Source organism: Pseudohongiella sp. SYSU M77423 (assembly GCF_029911965.1).
GTDB lineage: Bacteria > Pseudomonadota > Gammaproteobacteria > Pseudomonadales > Pseudohongiellaceae > Pseudohongiella.
Map to the genome: position 1 here is coordinate 58,339 of NZ_JARYTH010000008.1, position 14,390 is coordinate 72,728.

At 56.6% G+C, this 14,390-nt stretch carries 8 protein-coding genes; 5 read left to right on the top strand and 3 right to left on the bottom strand.

The genetic code is table 11. From position 1 onward, the window contains the following. Positions 1–26: 26 nt before the first annotated feature. The 3 genes from QGM61_RS14700 to QGM61_RS14710 form a co-directional block, all read right to left on the bottom strand. Positions 27–215, bottom strand: coding sequence for a CPXCG motif-containing cysteine-rich protein (locus QGM61_RS14700; RefSeq protein ID WP_237133542.1), 189 nt, complete (start codon positions 213–215; stop codon positions 27–29). Between the two features lie 126 nt (positions 216–341). After that, on the bottom strand, positions 342–4,076 hold the full coding sequence (locus tag QGM61_RS14705) for a translocation/assembly module TamB domain-containing protein (protein ID WP_281133435.1): 3,735 nt from the start codon (positions 4,074–4,076) through the stop codon (positions 342–344). A gap of 65 nt (positions 4,077–4,141) precedes the next feature. Then, the gene (locus tag QGM61_RS14710; RefSeq protein ID WP_281133436.1) at positions 4,142–5,953 is read right to left on the bottom strand and encodes an autotransporter assembly complex protein TamA; all 1,812 of its coding nucleotides are present in this window, start codon (positions 5,951–5,953) and stop codon (positions 4,142–4,144) included. 180 nt (positions 5,954–6,133) lie between these two features. Between QGM61_RS14710 and acnA the strand changes: the two genes are divergently transcribed. From acnA to htpX, 5 genes are read left to right on the top strand one after another with little or no spacing between them, the layout of a single operon-like run. Beyond that, the gene (acnA, locus tag QGM61_RS14715; protein WP_281133437.1) at positions 6,134–8,788 is read left to right on the top strand and encodes an aconitate hydratase AcnA; all 2,655 of its coding nucleotides are present in this window, start codon (positions 6,134–6,136) and stop codon (positions 8,786–8,788) included. Then, on the top strand, positions 8,785–10,170 hold the full coding sequence (gene fumC, locus QGM61_RS14720) for a class II fumarate hydratase (RefSeq protein ID WP_281133438.1): 1,386 nt from the start codon (positions 8,785–8,787) through the stop codon (positions 10,168–10,170). The genes acnA and fumC overlap by 4 nt, the downstream gene beginning before the upstream one ends. Before the next feature lie 47 nt (positions 10,171–10,217). After that, positions 10,218–11,579, top strand: a complete 1,362-nt coding sequence (locus QGM61_RS14725; RefSeq protein WP_281133439.1) for an NAD-dependent succinate-semialdehyde dehydrogenase — start codon at positions 10,218–10,220, stop codon at positions 11,577–11,579. Next, positions 11,576–12,913: a flavohemoglobin expression-modulating QEGLA motif protein gene (locus tag QGM61_RS14730; protein WP_281133440.1), complete on the top strand. Its 1,338-nt coding sequence runs from the start codon at positions 11,576–11,578 to the stop codon at positions 12,911–12,913. Before QGM61_RS14725 ends, QGM61_RS14730 begins: the two co-directional genes overlap by 4 nt. A gap of 11 nt (positions 12,914–12,924) precedes the next feature. Next, positions 12,925–13,806, top strand: a complete 882-nt coding sequence (gene htpX, locus QGM61_RS14735) for a protease HtpX (protein ID WP_281133441.1) — start codon at positions 12,925–12,927, stop codon at positions 13,804–13,806. Positions 13,807–14,390 lie beyond the last annotated feature (584 nt).

Here is a 14,390-nt window from a genome sequence, read left to right on the forward strand (position 1 = left end):
CGCAAGTCCATGCTGCACTTGTCGCCTTATTCGTCCTCCGAACGGGCGTCGATCGATTGCAGTTCGCCGTCCGCCGTGATCACTGTCAATATGATGGGCCGGCAACAGACGCTGCAGTCCTCGGTATATTCCTGCTCCTCGACAGAGCAGTCCACCACTACTTCAATGGTCTCCCAGCAATAGGGGCATTGCACGGTCACGCTATCAGTCAGCATCGATGGACCTCCGCACGTCAGTTGGCGTGTTGACCCGTTATCCGAGTTTGCGCGACTTGCAGTTTAGCAGCTTGATTCGCAGCAGGCATACCAGTAGAAACATCGCTGCCCAAACGAGGATCGCTGCTACTGTTCGACCGTGTACGTGAGATCTATGCTTTGACTTTGCCCGGAGGTTGCCTCCAGTCTGACGCGGTCATTCACGGTATATTCGATCGCAAGGCTGCTCTCGGTTTCGAACAGACCAACAGCGTAGCGAACAAATATGCGAGGAGTGATGTACTTGCCAAGCATCAGACTGCTGTCAGAGACATCACCGCGGCTGTCTATGGACAGTGTGTCCAGTCCAAGCTGGTCCTGAATCTGTGTCACGATGCCCTGGGTCTGATTGATACCCAGCGATGTCGCGGCACCCACCAGTGCATTGCCATCCTGCTCGGTGCCAATTTCTGACATGGGGCGACCGGTGATCATCACAGCCAGGATATCGCCATCCGACAGGGAAGGGGTGGAGAAAAGGTCGCTGCGAATATTCTGTATGGTGCCGTTCATCTGCACACCCACCCGCATGTTTTCCACCTGGCGTACCGCGCGAATATCGATTGCCGGATTGTCGTAGCTGCCCATGAAAAGCAGCTTGCCCTGTTCGATGGTGAGCACTCTGCCGTAGGTTTCAAAGCTACCCTGAACCACTTCCAGCTCGCCGTAAGTCAATGGTGTCGCGTTCGGACGCTGAGTGATGTCCAGTTCACCGCTGACCTGGGCATTCAGCCCGAAACCGGAGATGCGCACGTCATCTCCGAGTGTGATCGTAATTTCACCGGATACCGGCGTATTGCCGAGCAGGCCAGTGTCAGCGATCGCCGCGTTGCGCACGGGCTCGCCGGATGCAGGCTGGTTTATGACGATAGTGTCGCTGGAGACGTCAACAGCCGACTCTGGCAGGGTATTGATGCGGGCATCTACGCTGGGGATAAACAGCTGTCCGCTCAGCTCGATGCCTTCAAGATTGCCCTGCAAACGTATTTCCGGGCTGATGGCGGCCTGAATGTCGGGGAGATCGGCCACGGTGAAGTTGCTGCCTGCGACCTGCAGAGAAAATTCACGTCGCTCATCGAAAGGATTGCTTAACTGGCCACCAAAATTGAGGCTGCCTGCACCAGATTCAGCGTATCCGTTTAATTCCACCAGACTGTTGTCACGACTGCTCAGCGTCGCGTCGATGGCAGCTACCTGAATGCCCAGAATCGGCACAGCGACACTGGCGTCTGTCAGGTTGAGGTCGCCAACCAGCACTGGTGCTTCCATGGACCCCTGCAGATTCATACGCCCTGTGAGCTGACCTGAAACCTCTGAAATCTGCGGGGCCAGCGCAGCTGCCCAGGCAATGTCGTCGAAATCGAGCTGCAGGTTGCCACTCAGCGAGCGATCAGCCGCGAGCCCGACATTGGCCGTGGCGGTACCCTGGATTACCGCCGAGCTGTCGGGGTCTTCCTGGGTGAAGCGCAACAGGCTGTCCAGTTGCCAGTCGCCATTCTGCAGGCTGGCACTGCCGGTCAGCTCTGGCCACCGGAACTGGCTGATTTCCGGCTCTGCCAGCGCAGCGGCAGCATCAGCGCCTTCCAGATCCTCAGGAACGGCTTGACCGATAAAATAGAGACTGCCGCCGCTGGCGTCGATTTCAGCCTGGATATCAAGCTGATCGATTGATGATATCAGGCCCGCTACCTGTGCTGACACGTTGACACGGCCGGCCAGGGCCAGATCAGGTGGCAGGGAGAATGGCAATCTATAGGGTTCCGCTTCTGACTCATCATGTAGTTCAATGCCGCCGATTTGCTGCAGGCTTCGTTCCGTGGCCGGCAGATTCAGAGCAGACAGCGGATAATTTTCCAGCCGGGCGTTGACATCCAGCTGTTCTCCTCCCGAGAGCTCGCCGTCGAGACAAAGCCGCGTATCGCGCATGGCCCAGCAGGTTTCTGCCATTGATACACGCTCAGATTGCGCAACGATACTGGTCGATTGTTGCTGTGCCCAGCTGCCAAACTCTGAGCTTACTTCACTGTTAAGCAGGCGACCCTGCCAGCCGTTGCTGGTGGTACCGCCATCGGCATTAATACGGGCACTGCCAAGGCTGCTCTGGACGAGTAACAGAAGGCTGTGGGCGTCAGGCGCGCCACGCAGTCGCAGCTGCAGCGATTCCACTGTTTCAACCGACTCACCCACTGGCACCCGGATATTGCCGGTCTGCATTTCAATCTCGTTCATGCCGCCGCGGTTCTGGCCCGTTATTGTCAGTTCCGGAATCAGGTATTCACCATAGCGGACATTGCTGGCGCTGGCGTCCAGATCTATCACAGGTTCGGACACGGTGCCGGAGACCTGCGCATCAACCTGAAGCCTGCCATCCAGGTCAGGATAAATCGCCGCCAGAGAAGGCGCGTCAATCGTGGCCGTGGCCCGGATGCTTTGCTCAGGCTCAACACTGGCATCAAGCCGCAGTGAGTTTTCCCCGGTGGCGATCGCCAGGTCCTGCACATGCCACTCATCCCCATCGAAACGCAGCCCTCCGCTGCCATTCAGATCGAAATCGTTCAGGTTCGCACTGAGCTCAGCCATCATGAATTGCAACTGCAGGGATTCGTTTTCAGACTGGGAAAGCGAGAGACTACCCTGGCTTGCCAGCTCTCTGAGGCGGATGGATTCCGGAATCGAAGCGATATAGCTGGTGGGTGTCGGATCGGTAATGCTGTAATCCAGCGTCACCTGCACACCCTGTGACCAGTCAACTTCGCCGGCGATCAGCAGTCTGCCATCGTTGGTTGAGCGCAAGGCCAGTTCATCAATGTCGAGCGTGGAGCCACGCAGATACGCACGGACATTCATGTCAGCTTCCAATACAACATCGGCTGAAATTTCCGCGTTTATCTGCGCCGCCGCGAACAGGCCCAGATCATCCGGGCTTCCCTGGGTGCGCAGTCGCAGAGCCCTGATGTCGTAACTCTCCATGCCAGGAACCTGCATGGGCTCCAGTGTGTGCTCCAGATCTACGCGCGGATCTATTGCTTCTGCCTGTGCATTCAGAAAGCGCGCCAGTTCCAGTGTCACTTCACCTTCACTCAGGACGCTGGCAATACCGCGCAGTGAATGTTCAAGCTGCAGTCGATCCAGGTTGCCGGTCAATCTCAGTTCACCTGACGGCGGCTGCGTGTTTTCCAGCAGCACTTCGTCGTACTGCCACTGAGCAGTGGCCTCTACAGGGTAGGGTTGCTCCAGTGTCAGGTTCATCGCGGCTTCAAGGTGCGCAGGCGGGCTGTCGAGTTCAAGTGAGTCGATGCTTAGCTGGCGGCCCTGCAGATGCGCGCTGAAAGCCAGCAGGTTGATAGCCACGCTGGTGTCTCCGCTCTGAATACGTATGCCATCAAAACGGGCATTGTAGATATCTATGGCAATCGGCAATGGCAGAAAGGTCTCGAGGATGTCATCCAGCACCAGCGGCGGGGCCGGTTCTGCAGGAGCATCTGACTCGGCAAGCGTCAACTGTAGCCCCGTTAACCTGAGTGACTCCAGATTGAAAGTACCTTCGAGCAGGGTCATCGGGTTCCAGCGGCTGTGCAACTGGGCAGCACGAACGTCCATGCTGTCGTCGATCCAGCGCACACCCTGCAGATTCAGGCCTCGCAGAAAGGTACCCTGCGAGCGATCATAGGAAAACTGACGGGACTCTGTATTTAGCAGGTTCGTTGCCCTGGTCAATAACCACTCAGTGCCAGACACAGTGCCCAGCATGCCGGTTAGCGTCGCCAGAGCCAACACAATGACAAGACTTGTGGCCGCCAGTATTCGCCAGATCCAGCGCATGATCCGGCGTCCAGCTGATCGATCCGGTGTGGGGTTCGAATGGGGAGAATTGCTCTGATTGCTCATTACAGGTCTGGCCCCATGGTGATATGCAAGCGGTAACCGCCCCCGCTGTCCAGACCCTTGGCAACATCAACGCGGATCGGACCAATTGGCGACAGCCAGCGGATACCAAGGCCGGCGCTTTCCTTGAGCTGCATGTCATCAAAATCGGAAAACGAGTTACCTGTGTCAAAAAACGCGGCGGCATACCAGTTACCCATCACTGGAATGTCATACTCGATGCTGCCTACCAGCATGTGTTTACCACCGACAACCTCACCGTCATCGTTGGTTGCGCCCAGTTCGCCGAACTGATAGCCGCGGACGCTGGTATCGCCACCTGTAAAAAACCTGACTGAGATGGGCAATTCCAGCAGCTCGTCGGCGACCGTGGTGGCTGCTTCCGCGCGCAGCAGAACACGCCCCGGCCCAATCTCGCGGATGAACTTGGCGCTGCTGGTCAGCTGCACGAAGGTGATGTCGGAAATCAGGTCTTCATGGGCGCCACGCACCTGGCCGAACAGACGCCAGCCGCGGCTTGGGTAAATTGGATCGTTGCTGCGCGTGCGTGACCAGCTGACACCCGAGATCAGCGAGTTGGTCTGTTCGTTGAACTCCGACCGGTCCATGACGTTGGTCAGCTGAGATCGTTCCTGCTCATAATTGGTGAAGATACTCTGTACCCAGCTGCCAACCAGGGTCTGATAACTCGCACCCGCACGATACGTGTTGGTGATGTAGCTGTCAGTTTCCTCACGCTGAAAACCGCCGGAAAGTCGCAGGCTGTCATTCACTGGATCCTGCAAGGGGATGACATATGTCAGACTTGGCTCCTGTCGAGCGGTGGACACGGTCAGGTCACCCGTCAATCGATGTCCCTGGCGGTTGAAGTATCGGTCCTCGTAGGAAAAGCGCATTCTGGGGCCGGTGTCCGTGTTGACACCGGCACCAGCCGACCAGGCTTTGCGAGGGCGCATGGCAAGATCGACGCTTACGGGCACCGCATTATTCTGCGCGTTGTCCAGTTCAGGCGTTACCGAAACTCTTGAAAAGTATTGGCTGTCATTAAAATTCTGTCGCTGCTGAATGAGCACTTCGCTTGAGTACTCACTATTGGGTTCGAAAATCAGGAAGCGCTCGACGAATCGCTGGGACAGCGCATCGGGTGTGTTTAAAACGATTTCGCCGAACCGATAACGGGCACCGGGGTTGAAGTCGATATCCACGAAGGCTTGATTTTGGGTCACGTCAACCTGCAACTCAGCGGTGTCAAAGCGTGCCTGAAAGAAGCCACGCTCTACGGCGTAGCCGCTCAGCATGGCTTTGAGTCGCTCGTAAGCGCTGTGGTTCAGCACATCGCCGCTTCGCAAAGGAAGGCTTTGCAGGATGGGCGAAAACAGATCCCGGTACTGTGGGTCTGTGATCTGCACATCGATCTCTGCCAGTCTTACCGGAGCACCAGCTGTGATATTGACGACAAGCTGCCAGCATCCGGATTCGGTCTCTGATGCAGGTGTAAAACTGATCTGGCGCTGCGACTGGTAATAGCCCAGAGCCTGAGCCGCCCGCAGAACCTCACGCCGGATACCTGGCAGCAAACGGTCCAGGCGGCGCTGACTGGCTTCGCAGCTAATATCAGGAGTGCCAACATGCACACGGATATTTTCCGCCAACGCACCCTCAGCCCCCAGAACCTGAATCCGCGGTGATTGCTGCTGAGCTGCCTGGGCGGTCCCGGGGTCAGGCTCGGTTTGAGCCAGCGAGACAGTTGGTACACATGCCAACGCGCCGAGCATGGCAACTACTGTGTTGGTAACTCTGATTTTAGCCCACATTTCAAGAAAAATACCGTGCCGTTCCTGGCAATTCATTGGCTCATCAGCTTAACGTGAACGCCTGCCGGATGCCAGTGGGACGCTGTTCGCTCTGGCCTGTTTGCTGGGTTATACTGCCGAAAAGGCACTTTATTACACCTACGTGCCCAAGTGTACGCTGGATTAAAGGAGAAATGCGCAATGACGGCTCGAGACACGATTCCTGATACTCGTCGCGAATTATCCGTGAATGGTCAAACCTACGAATATTTCAGTCTTGCCGCGCTGGAGCAGGCTGGTCTGAAAGGCGTCAGCAAACTGCCAGTGACACTGAAGATTCTGCTGGAGAACCTGTTGCGGCATAAAGAGAAGGGTTTTGCCACGGATCGCGACGTGCGTGAGCTGCTGGAGTGGACAGAAAAGCGTAACTCTGACCATGAAATTTCTTTCATGCCCGCGCGCGTCCTGATGCAGGACTTTACGGGTGTGCCGGCGGTTGTCGATCTGGCGGCAATGCGGGATGCGGTTGCCAATGAGGGCGGCGACCCCCGGAAAGTCAATCCATTGAATCCGGTGGATCTGGTCATTGACCACTCTGTCATGGTCGACCGTTTCGCATCGAGCAGCGCCTACGAAGATAACGTGCGCATCGAAATGGAGCGTAACGGGGAGCGCTATGAGTTTCTCCGCTGGGGACAGGAAGCTTTCGACAACTTCCGGGTAGTACCGCCGGGGACAGGTATCTGTCACCAGGTCAATCTGGAGTACCTGGCTCGTTGTGTCTGGTCGTCCGATAGCGAAGGCAAATTGCGCGCCTATCCTGACACGCTGGTCGGCACTGACAGCCATACCACCATGATTAATGGCCTGGCAGTGCTTGGCTGGGGCGTGGGCGGTATCGAGGCTGAAGCGGCCATGCTGGGTCAGCCGATCTCCATGCGAATTCCCGAAGTGGTTGGTGTCAAACTCGAGGGGCGGCTCAAAGAGGGTGTGACGGCAACTGACTTGGTATTGACGGTGGCGGAAATGCTGCGCAAGCATGGTGTGGTTGGTAAATTTGTCGAGTTCTTTGGCCTCGGCCTGGACGATCTGACGCTCGCCGACCGTGCCACAATTGCCAATATGTCGCCAGAGTATGGCGCCACGTGTTGCTTTTTCGCCGTCGATGACGAAACACTGCGCTACATGGAGCTGAGTGGCCGCGACACAGACGTCATTGAGCTGACCAGACGCTACAGCGAAGAACAGGGTCTGTGGCGACAGTCCGAGTCCAGTGCAGTTTATTCCAGCGAAGTGCAACTGGACCTGGCGACTGTCGAACCCAGCCTGGCAGGCCCGGTCCGTCCCCAGGACCGTGTGGCACTGACTGACATGGCCGAGGCAACGCGCAAACAGTATCCCAACCACAACAAGGCCGTGGCTGCCATGGATCATGGTAAATGGACCCTGCAGGATGGAGACGTCGTCATCGCAGCCATTACTTCCTGCACCAATACCTCCAATCCAGCGGTGATGATGGCAGCGGGATTGCTCGCCAGGAATGCACTGGAGAAAGGTCTGACGGTAAAGCCGTGGGTAAAAACATCGCTGGCACCGGGTTCCAAAGTGGTCACACATTATCTGGAAAAAGCCGGTTTGCAGCCTGCGCTTGACCAGCTGGGATTCAATCTTGTGGGCTATGGTTGCACAACCTGTATTGGTAACTCCGGTCCGCTGCCTCCTGAGATTGATGAGGCGATAGACAAGGGCAAGCTGACAGTCTGCTCAGTGCTGTCTGGTAACCGTAACTTTGAGGGCCGCATCCATCCCAAAGTGCGAGCCAACTGGCTGGCATCTCCGCCGCTGGTGGTTGCCTTTGCGCTGGCAGGTACCACCGAGATTGATCTGACCACAGAGGCGCTCGGTGAAGATAAAGCCGGTAATCCAGTCTACCTGCGAGACATCTGGCCAGATACTGATGCCATCAAAAAGGCCGTCGCCCTGGTGAGTCGCGAAATGTTCACCAAGGACTATGCCGACGTGTTTTCCGGCAATCAGGCATGGAACGCCATGCCAATTACCGAAGGCGATACCTACGACTGGAACGACGACTCGACCTACATACAGAATCCGCCGTTTTTCAGCCCGGAAATGGCGCCGGTATCGGGTGACATCAAAAGTGCTCGAATCATTGCGTTGCTGGGTGACTCGGTCACTACTGACCATATTTCACCAGCGGGCTCTATCGGGCGCTCCACGCCCGCTGGCAAGTATCTGATAGAAAAAGGCGTTGCCCCAGAAGATTTCAATTCCTATGGGTCGCGACGTGGTAACCATGAAGTGATGATGCGTGGCACCTTTGCGAACGTGCGTATCAAGAACGAAATGCTGGACGGGGTCGAGGGTGGTTACACCAGCTTGATGCCAGATGGCGAAGAGATGAGCATCTACGATGCGGCGATGCACTATCAGAAGCAGAAAACACCACTGGTCGTGATAGCGGGCAAGGAATACGGCACAGGTTCCAGTCGCGACTGGGCGGCCAAAGGTACACGGCTGCTGGGCATTCAGGCCGTAATTGCCGAAAGCTTCGAGCGTATCCACCGTTCCAACCTGGCCGGTATGGGTGTCCTGCCACTTCAGTTTCCCGAAGGAGTGACTCGCAAGTCACTGAAACTGACCGGCAGTGAGACAATCAACCTTGTGGGCCTTGAGAAGATTTCAGCAGGCATGACGGTAACCATGCAGGTATGCCGTGGCGGCGATCATGTGGACAGCGTCGATCTGCTGTGCAGACTGGATACCGCTGATGAGGTCAGTTACTACACCAGTGGCGGTATCATGCCATTTGTCGTGAACAAGTTGATGACATCATGAAAACCCGACAGGAACGAGACAGCCTCGGACCTGTCGAGGTTTCAGAACAGGTGTTGTGGGGGGCGCAGACTCAACGATCGCTGCAGAATTTTGCGATTGGAGATCACCGCTTTCCCAGGCAATTCATTCATGCCTTTGCTCAGGTCAAAAAGGCGGCTGCAAGCAGCAACCAGGCGCTGGGCAGGTTGTCGGAAGACAGGGCCAGGCTGATAGCTGCTGTCTGCGACGAGATTCTGCAGGGCCGACACGATGACCAGTTTCCATTAAGTGTCTGGCAGACTGGCAGCGGCACGCAGACCAATATGAATCTTAATGAAGTCATCGCCAATCGCGGCAATGAACTGGCAGGCCACGCGCGCGGCGCTTACTCGCCGCTGCATCCCAATGATCACGTCAACATGTCGCAGTCATCGAACGATGTGTTCCCGACGGTCATGCATGTGGTCGCAGCCCAGCAACTGGAGACGCTGATTGATGCGACGTCCACGTTAAGGGCATCTCTGTCCGAACGTGCAGAGGCATTCGCGGATATCCTGAAAAGTGGGCGAACCCATCTAATGGATGCCACGCCGATCACGCTGGGCCAGGAGTTTTCAGCCTATGTCGCGCAGCTGGACTACTCCCTGGAACAGCTCAGCCAGGCACGTTCAGGCGTGCGCCAGCTGGCGATCGGAGGCAGCGCCGTGGGTACCGGACTCAATACTCATCCCGATTGGGCGAGCATGGTGGCGAAGAAGATCAGCGAGCTGACAGGAATAGAGTTTGCTTCTGCCGGCAACGGGTTTATGGCCCTGGCGGCACATGATGCGCTGGTTGATCTGCATGGGCGGGCCAACACGCTGGCCACGGCGCTTTTCAAAATAGCCAGCGATATTCGACTGATGAACAGTGGGCCACGCTGTGGTCTGGCTGAAATTACCATTCCTGCCAATGAACCCGGCAGCTCGATCATGCCCGGCAAGGTCAACCCGACTCAGGCAGAGGCACTGACAATGGTCTGCAGCCGCGTAATGGGCAACCACACCACTGTCACGGTGGCGGCAAGCCAGGGGCACTTCCAGTTAAATGTATTCAAACCGGTTATCATTCATGCACTGATGGAGTCTATGCAGCTGTTGACGGATGCTCAGCACAGCTTCCACGCGCACTGTGTCAGCGGAATTCAGGCCAACAAGGAGCAGTTGTCACAATATGTCAACCGCTCCCTGATGCTGGTGACGGCGCTTAGCCCGGTTATAGGTTATGAAAATGCTGCACGCGCTGCCAAACATGCCAATGATCATGGGCTCAGTCTCAGGGAGTCAGTGGTGGAGCTTGAGCTGATGAGCGAAGCAGAGTTTGATCGGCAAGTCGATGCGCGGCGCATGCTTGGCCCCGAGTAATCGGCCTTCGCCCGCGCTCAAAAGCAAACATCCAGGGGGAGAAGTCAATGAAACAGATCAGCAGTATCAATCCGTTTTCTGGTGAGACGCTGGATACCTATGAAGCCTTCGATCTCACTGCACTGGACTCAACTCTGGCAGCAGCGGACCAGGCGCAGAAAATGTGGCAGACCACTGAGCTGTCGACTCGTGCCTCCGTATTGCGATCACTTGCGAAACAGCTCAAGGCGCAGCGCGACACGCTTGCGCGCACAGCTACGCTGGAAATGGGCAAGACACTGGCAAGCGCCAGGGCTGAAGTAGATAAATGTGCCTGGGCCTGTGAATATTATGCTGATAACGGTCCTGCCATGCTGCAGTCTGAAACCGTTCCCAGTGATGACGATGCCGAACGCATTATCTGTTATCAACCATTGGGACTGGTGCTGGCCATCATGCCCTGGAACTTTCCGTACTGGCAGGTGTTCCGGTTTCTGGCGCCGGCACTGATGGCTGGCAACGGTGCCATTCTCAAACATGCCTCCAATGTTCCCGGCTGTGCCATGGCAATCGAAGCAATCTGCCGGGATGCCAATGTACCGGAGAATCTGTTCCGTTCATTGCTGGTCTCCAGCAAAGATGCAGACCGTCTGATCGAACATCCGTTGATCAAGGCGGTGACTTTCACTGGCAGCACCAATGCGGGTCGAAAAATAGCCTCGACGGCGGGCAAGTGTCTCAAGAAGACGGTTCTGGAACTCGGTGGCAGCGACCCCTATCTGGTGCTGGATGATGCCGATATTGAGCTGGCCGTGGAAAAGTGTGTCACCAGTCGCTTGTTGAACAACGGGCAGAGCTGTATCGCCGCCAAACGATTTATTGTTCATGACAGCCTGTATGGTGAGTTTGCATCGGCAATGGCGGCGGCCATGAACAAAAAGCGTGTTGGTGATCCCTTACTGGAAGACACGGATATCGGGCCGCAGGCCAAGCAGGATCTCTGTGATGAGTTGACCAGACAGGTGAACGAAACAATACGACTGGGCGCGGTACTGGTCTCAGGTGGACAGTCCGAGGGCGCCACCTACTGGCCAACAGTGCTCGGTGAAGTACGACCGGGTATGCCGGCGTTTGATGAGGAGCTGTTCGGCCCCGTGGCAGCACTGATACGGGCCCGCGATGAAAACGAGGCCATCTCTCTGGCCAATCAGTCTGCGTTTGGTCTGGGCTCCGCGGTGTTTACCCGTGATGCCGCCCGGGGGCGCCGTGTTGCGCTGGCACTGGAGGCGGGCGCCTGTGCTGTCAATGACTTCGTAAAATCCGAGCCAGCCATGCCATTTGGTGGTATAAAGGCGTCCGGGTACGGACGCGAGCTGGGTCCGTTTGGCATTCGAGAGTTCACCAACATCAAGGCCATGCTGCTACGATGACATTGTCTGAATATCAGGCGCAGGTTAAACGGCTGTCAGATCAACTGATAGAGCTGCAAAAACCTATTCGCATTCTGGATGCCATCAAGTGGTCATCGTCGCTGGAAAAAACATTTCTGGCCGCAAATGGCACTGAAATGCCCCGTCTGGATCCGGACCACTATCAACGGATTGATCTGGGGTTCTCACCCGAACTGCTTCGCGACCGGTTTCTTGAGCTGCGCCGCGAAATTCGTCGCAAACTGGGTCGCCGTGATGGACTTGGCAGCATCCTTTGTGACACCGTTGATCAATACCTGCTGGTCATCGAGTTGCTGCGCCATCGTGGCACTGTCGACTTCGGGCGCTACAGTCGTGAGCTCTATGGCTCTGCCCGGGACCACCTGCGTGGTGACCGGAAATCCTTGCGTCAGCTTGGCGAAAAACTCTGCGATATTTTTTCCCTGCCGGCAGCCGAGCACCTGACCCGTCCTTACGACAAAGATATAGGTGCGCCCGAGGCGGTCGAGATCCTTCAGCAGCGTCTGGGCAGTTACTTCCAGCCGGGCGATATCCGCGTCATTCTCAGTGACGGCATCGTGTCCGATGCCGCAGCGGGTGGTGATTACATCAAGGTCAATCAGGATGCCAGCTTCACAGATATTGACCTGCAGGTCCTCGAGGTGCACGAGGGCTGGGTGCATGTCGGCACGACGCTCAATGGCCGCAAACAGCCCTGGGCGAGCTGGCTCAGTGTCGGGTCGCCGCGCGTGACAGCCTGTCAGGAAGGCCTGGCTGTGCTCATGGAGACGCTGACATTCAGTTCCTATCCACGCCGTGCATTAAAAGTCAGTGATCGCGTGGTTGCGGTCGATATGGCTGAGCAAGGTGCTGATTTTATTGAGGTATATCGCTATTTCTGCGAGCGTGGACTTAAGCCGGCAGATAGCTATAAAATCACGCAGCGCGTGTTCAGGGGCGGTACGCTGCGCGGTGGTTCGGTGTTCACCAAAGACCTGTCCTACCTGAAAGGTTTTGTGGAAAACGTGAACTTCATACGCAGCAGTATTCACTCCGGTGTGCCGGAGATACTTCCAATGCTGTTCGTGGGCAAAGTAACACTGGATGATATTCCAATTTTGTATCAGCACTATCTTGAAGGAACCATTGCCGGCCCCCATTATATTCCTGAGATGTTCAGGGACCTGAATGGATTGTATGTGTGGTTTGGATTTGCCAGTGGCATCTCGGTAATCAACATGGCGCGAGTACAGAAGCATTTCCACAATCTGTTCAGTGGGATGCCAAAGGTAGCGCCACTCTATGACAAGGTTATTGACTCTGCAGTTGACTGAGGATTGAGTATATGAAGCGTATTGCGCTGTTTTTGCTGACCAACCTGGCCATCGTGTTGGTGCTGAGTATTGTGCTGCGACTGTTGGGCGTGGAGCGGATCCTGGATGAGAGCGGCAGCGATCTGGATCTGAACGCCCTGTTGATTTTCTCCGCCGTCATCGGTTTTGGCGGTTCCTTTATTTCACTGGCAATGTCCAAATGGGTCGCCAAGCGTTCGACCAACGCACAGGTTATCACCCAGGCGCGCAATGCTACTGAGCAGTGGTTGCTGGACACCGTTGCCAGTCAGGCAAAACGCGCTGGCATCGCCATGCCTGAAGTTGCCATTTTCCCCTCTCCTGAGGTCAATGCCTTCGCAACCGGCGCAAGCAAAAACAGCTCGCTGGTCGCGGTCAGTGCGGGGCTTCTGAATACCATGACCAAACAGGAAGCCGAAGCCGTGCTGGCGCATGAAGTCAGCCACGTGGCCAACGGTGACATGGTGACGCTTACCCTGATTCAGGGCATCGTCAACACATTCGTCATCTTCTTCTCACGAGTCATCGGCCACTTTGTTGACCGAGTGGTGTTCAAGACGGAACAGGGCCACGGTCCGGCGTTCTGGATCACGTCCATCATCGCGCAGCTGGTGCTGGGTATTCTGGCCTCGGTTATCGTGATGTGGTTCAGCCGTCAGCGTGAATACCGGGCTGATGCGGGCGGCGCAGCACTGGCCGGCCGACAGAACATGATCGCGGCGCTGGAGCGTCTGAAGGCGGGGCAGCCTACGCATCTGCCGGATGAGCTGGTTGCGTTTGGTATTAACAATAAAGCGCGTGACGTCTACACCAAACTCTTCATGAGCCACCCGCCGCTGACTGACCGCATCGCCCGCCTGCGCGAAGGCCGGTAAGCTTCGTTTTCAAGAGCGGGCCGGAAAGCGGCGGGACGCTGTGAACCGGCCATCTTCCTTCCCCGCCCACCCGGCGGGGGGGAGCTCGACCTCGCGGCGCCGCCGCTCGGGACTCGGACAGTCCCGCCCGCTATTCGGGTGTGCGGGAAAGAAAGAATACATGGCCTGATTGGTTCCCATCGCTCCCGCCGCTCCCCGTCCCTAGTGCCATCGTCCGAGTTCCCTCGATCCGTTTCCCGCCAGGCCCTGAACCTCGATTAGTTGCTTGTGCCGCGTCAATGCTACATCGGTTTAATCACGTAAGGCTCAGGCTCAGGCTCAGGCTCAGGCTCAGGCTCAGGCTCAGGCTCAGGCTCAGGCTCAGGCTCAGGCTCAGGCTCAGGCGTCGACGTTGGCACTAGGGCAGGGTAGCGGGTGGCAGCATCTCGCCCAATCAGGGCGCGTTTATCCTTTTGCCGCTCACCCGATCAGCGGGAGGACTGTCTGAGTCCCGAGCCCGCGCAGCGAGCGAGGTCGAGATTCTATGTCTCTATGCAAGCATTTTTGGGCACATAATCGCTCTGATTATGCATCAGTGCGAATGC

Excerpts from the sequence above, each read along its gene's own strand:
- QGM61_RS14710 (WP_281133436.1), bottom strand. The coding sequence starts at position 5,953 with ATGTGGGCTAAAATCAGAGTTACCAACACAGTAGTTGCCATGCTCGGC.
- acnA (WP_281133437.1), top strand. The coding sequence starts at position 6,134 with ATGACGGCTCGAGACACGATTCCTGATACTCGTCGCGAATTATCCGTG.
- htpX (WP_281133441.1), top strand. The coding sequence starts at position 12,925 with ATGAAGCGTATTGCGCTGTTTTTGCTGACCAACCTGGCCATCGTGTTG.
- QGM61_RS14730 (WP_281133440.1), top strand. The coding sequence starts at position 11,576 with ATGACATTGTCTGAATATCAGGCGCAGGTTAAACGGCTGTCAGATCAA.
- fumC (WP_281133438.1), top strand. The coding sequence starts at position 8,785 with ATGAAAACCCGACAGGAACGAGACAGCCTCGGACCTGTCGAGGTTTCA.
- QGM61_RS14705 (WP_281133435.1), bottom strand. The coding sequence starts at position 4,076 with ATGCGCTGGATCTGGCGAATACTGGCGGCCACAAGTCTTGTCATTGTG.
- QGM61_RS14700 (WP_237133542.1), bottom strand. The coding sequence starts at position 215 with ATGCTGACTGATAGCGTGACCGTGCAATGCCCCTATTGCTGGGAGACC.
- QGM61_RS14725 (WP_281133439.1), top strand. The coding sequence starts at position 10,218 with ATGAAACAGATCAGCAGTATCAATCCGTTTTCTGGTGAGACGCTGGAT.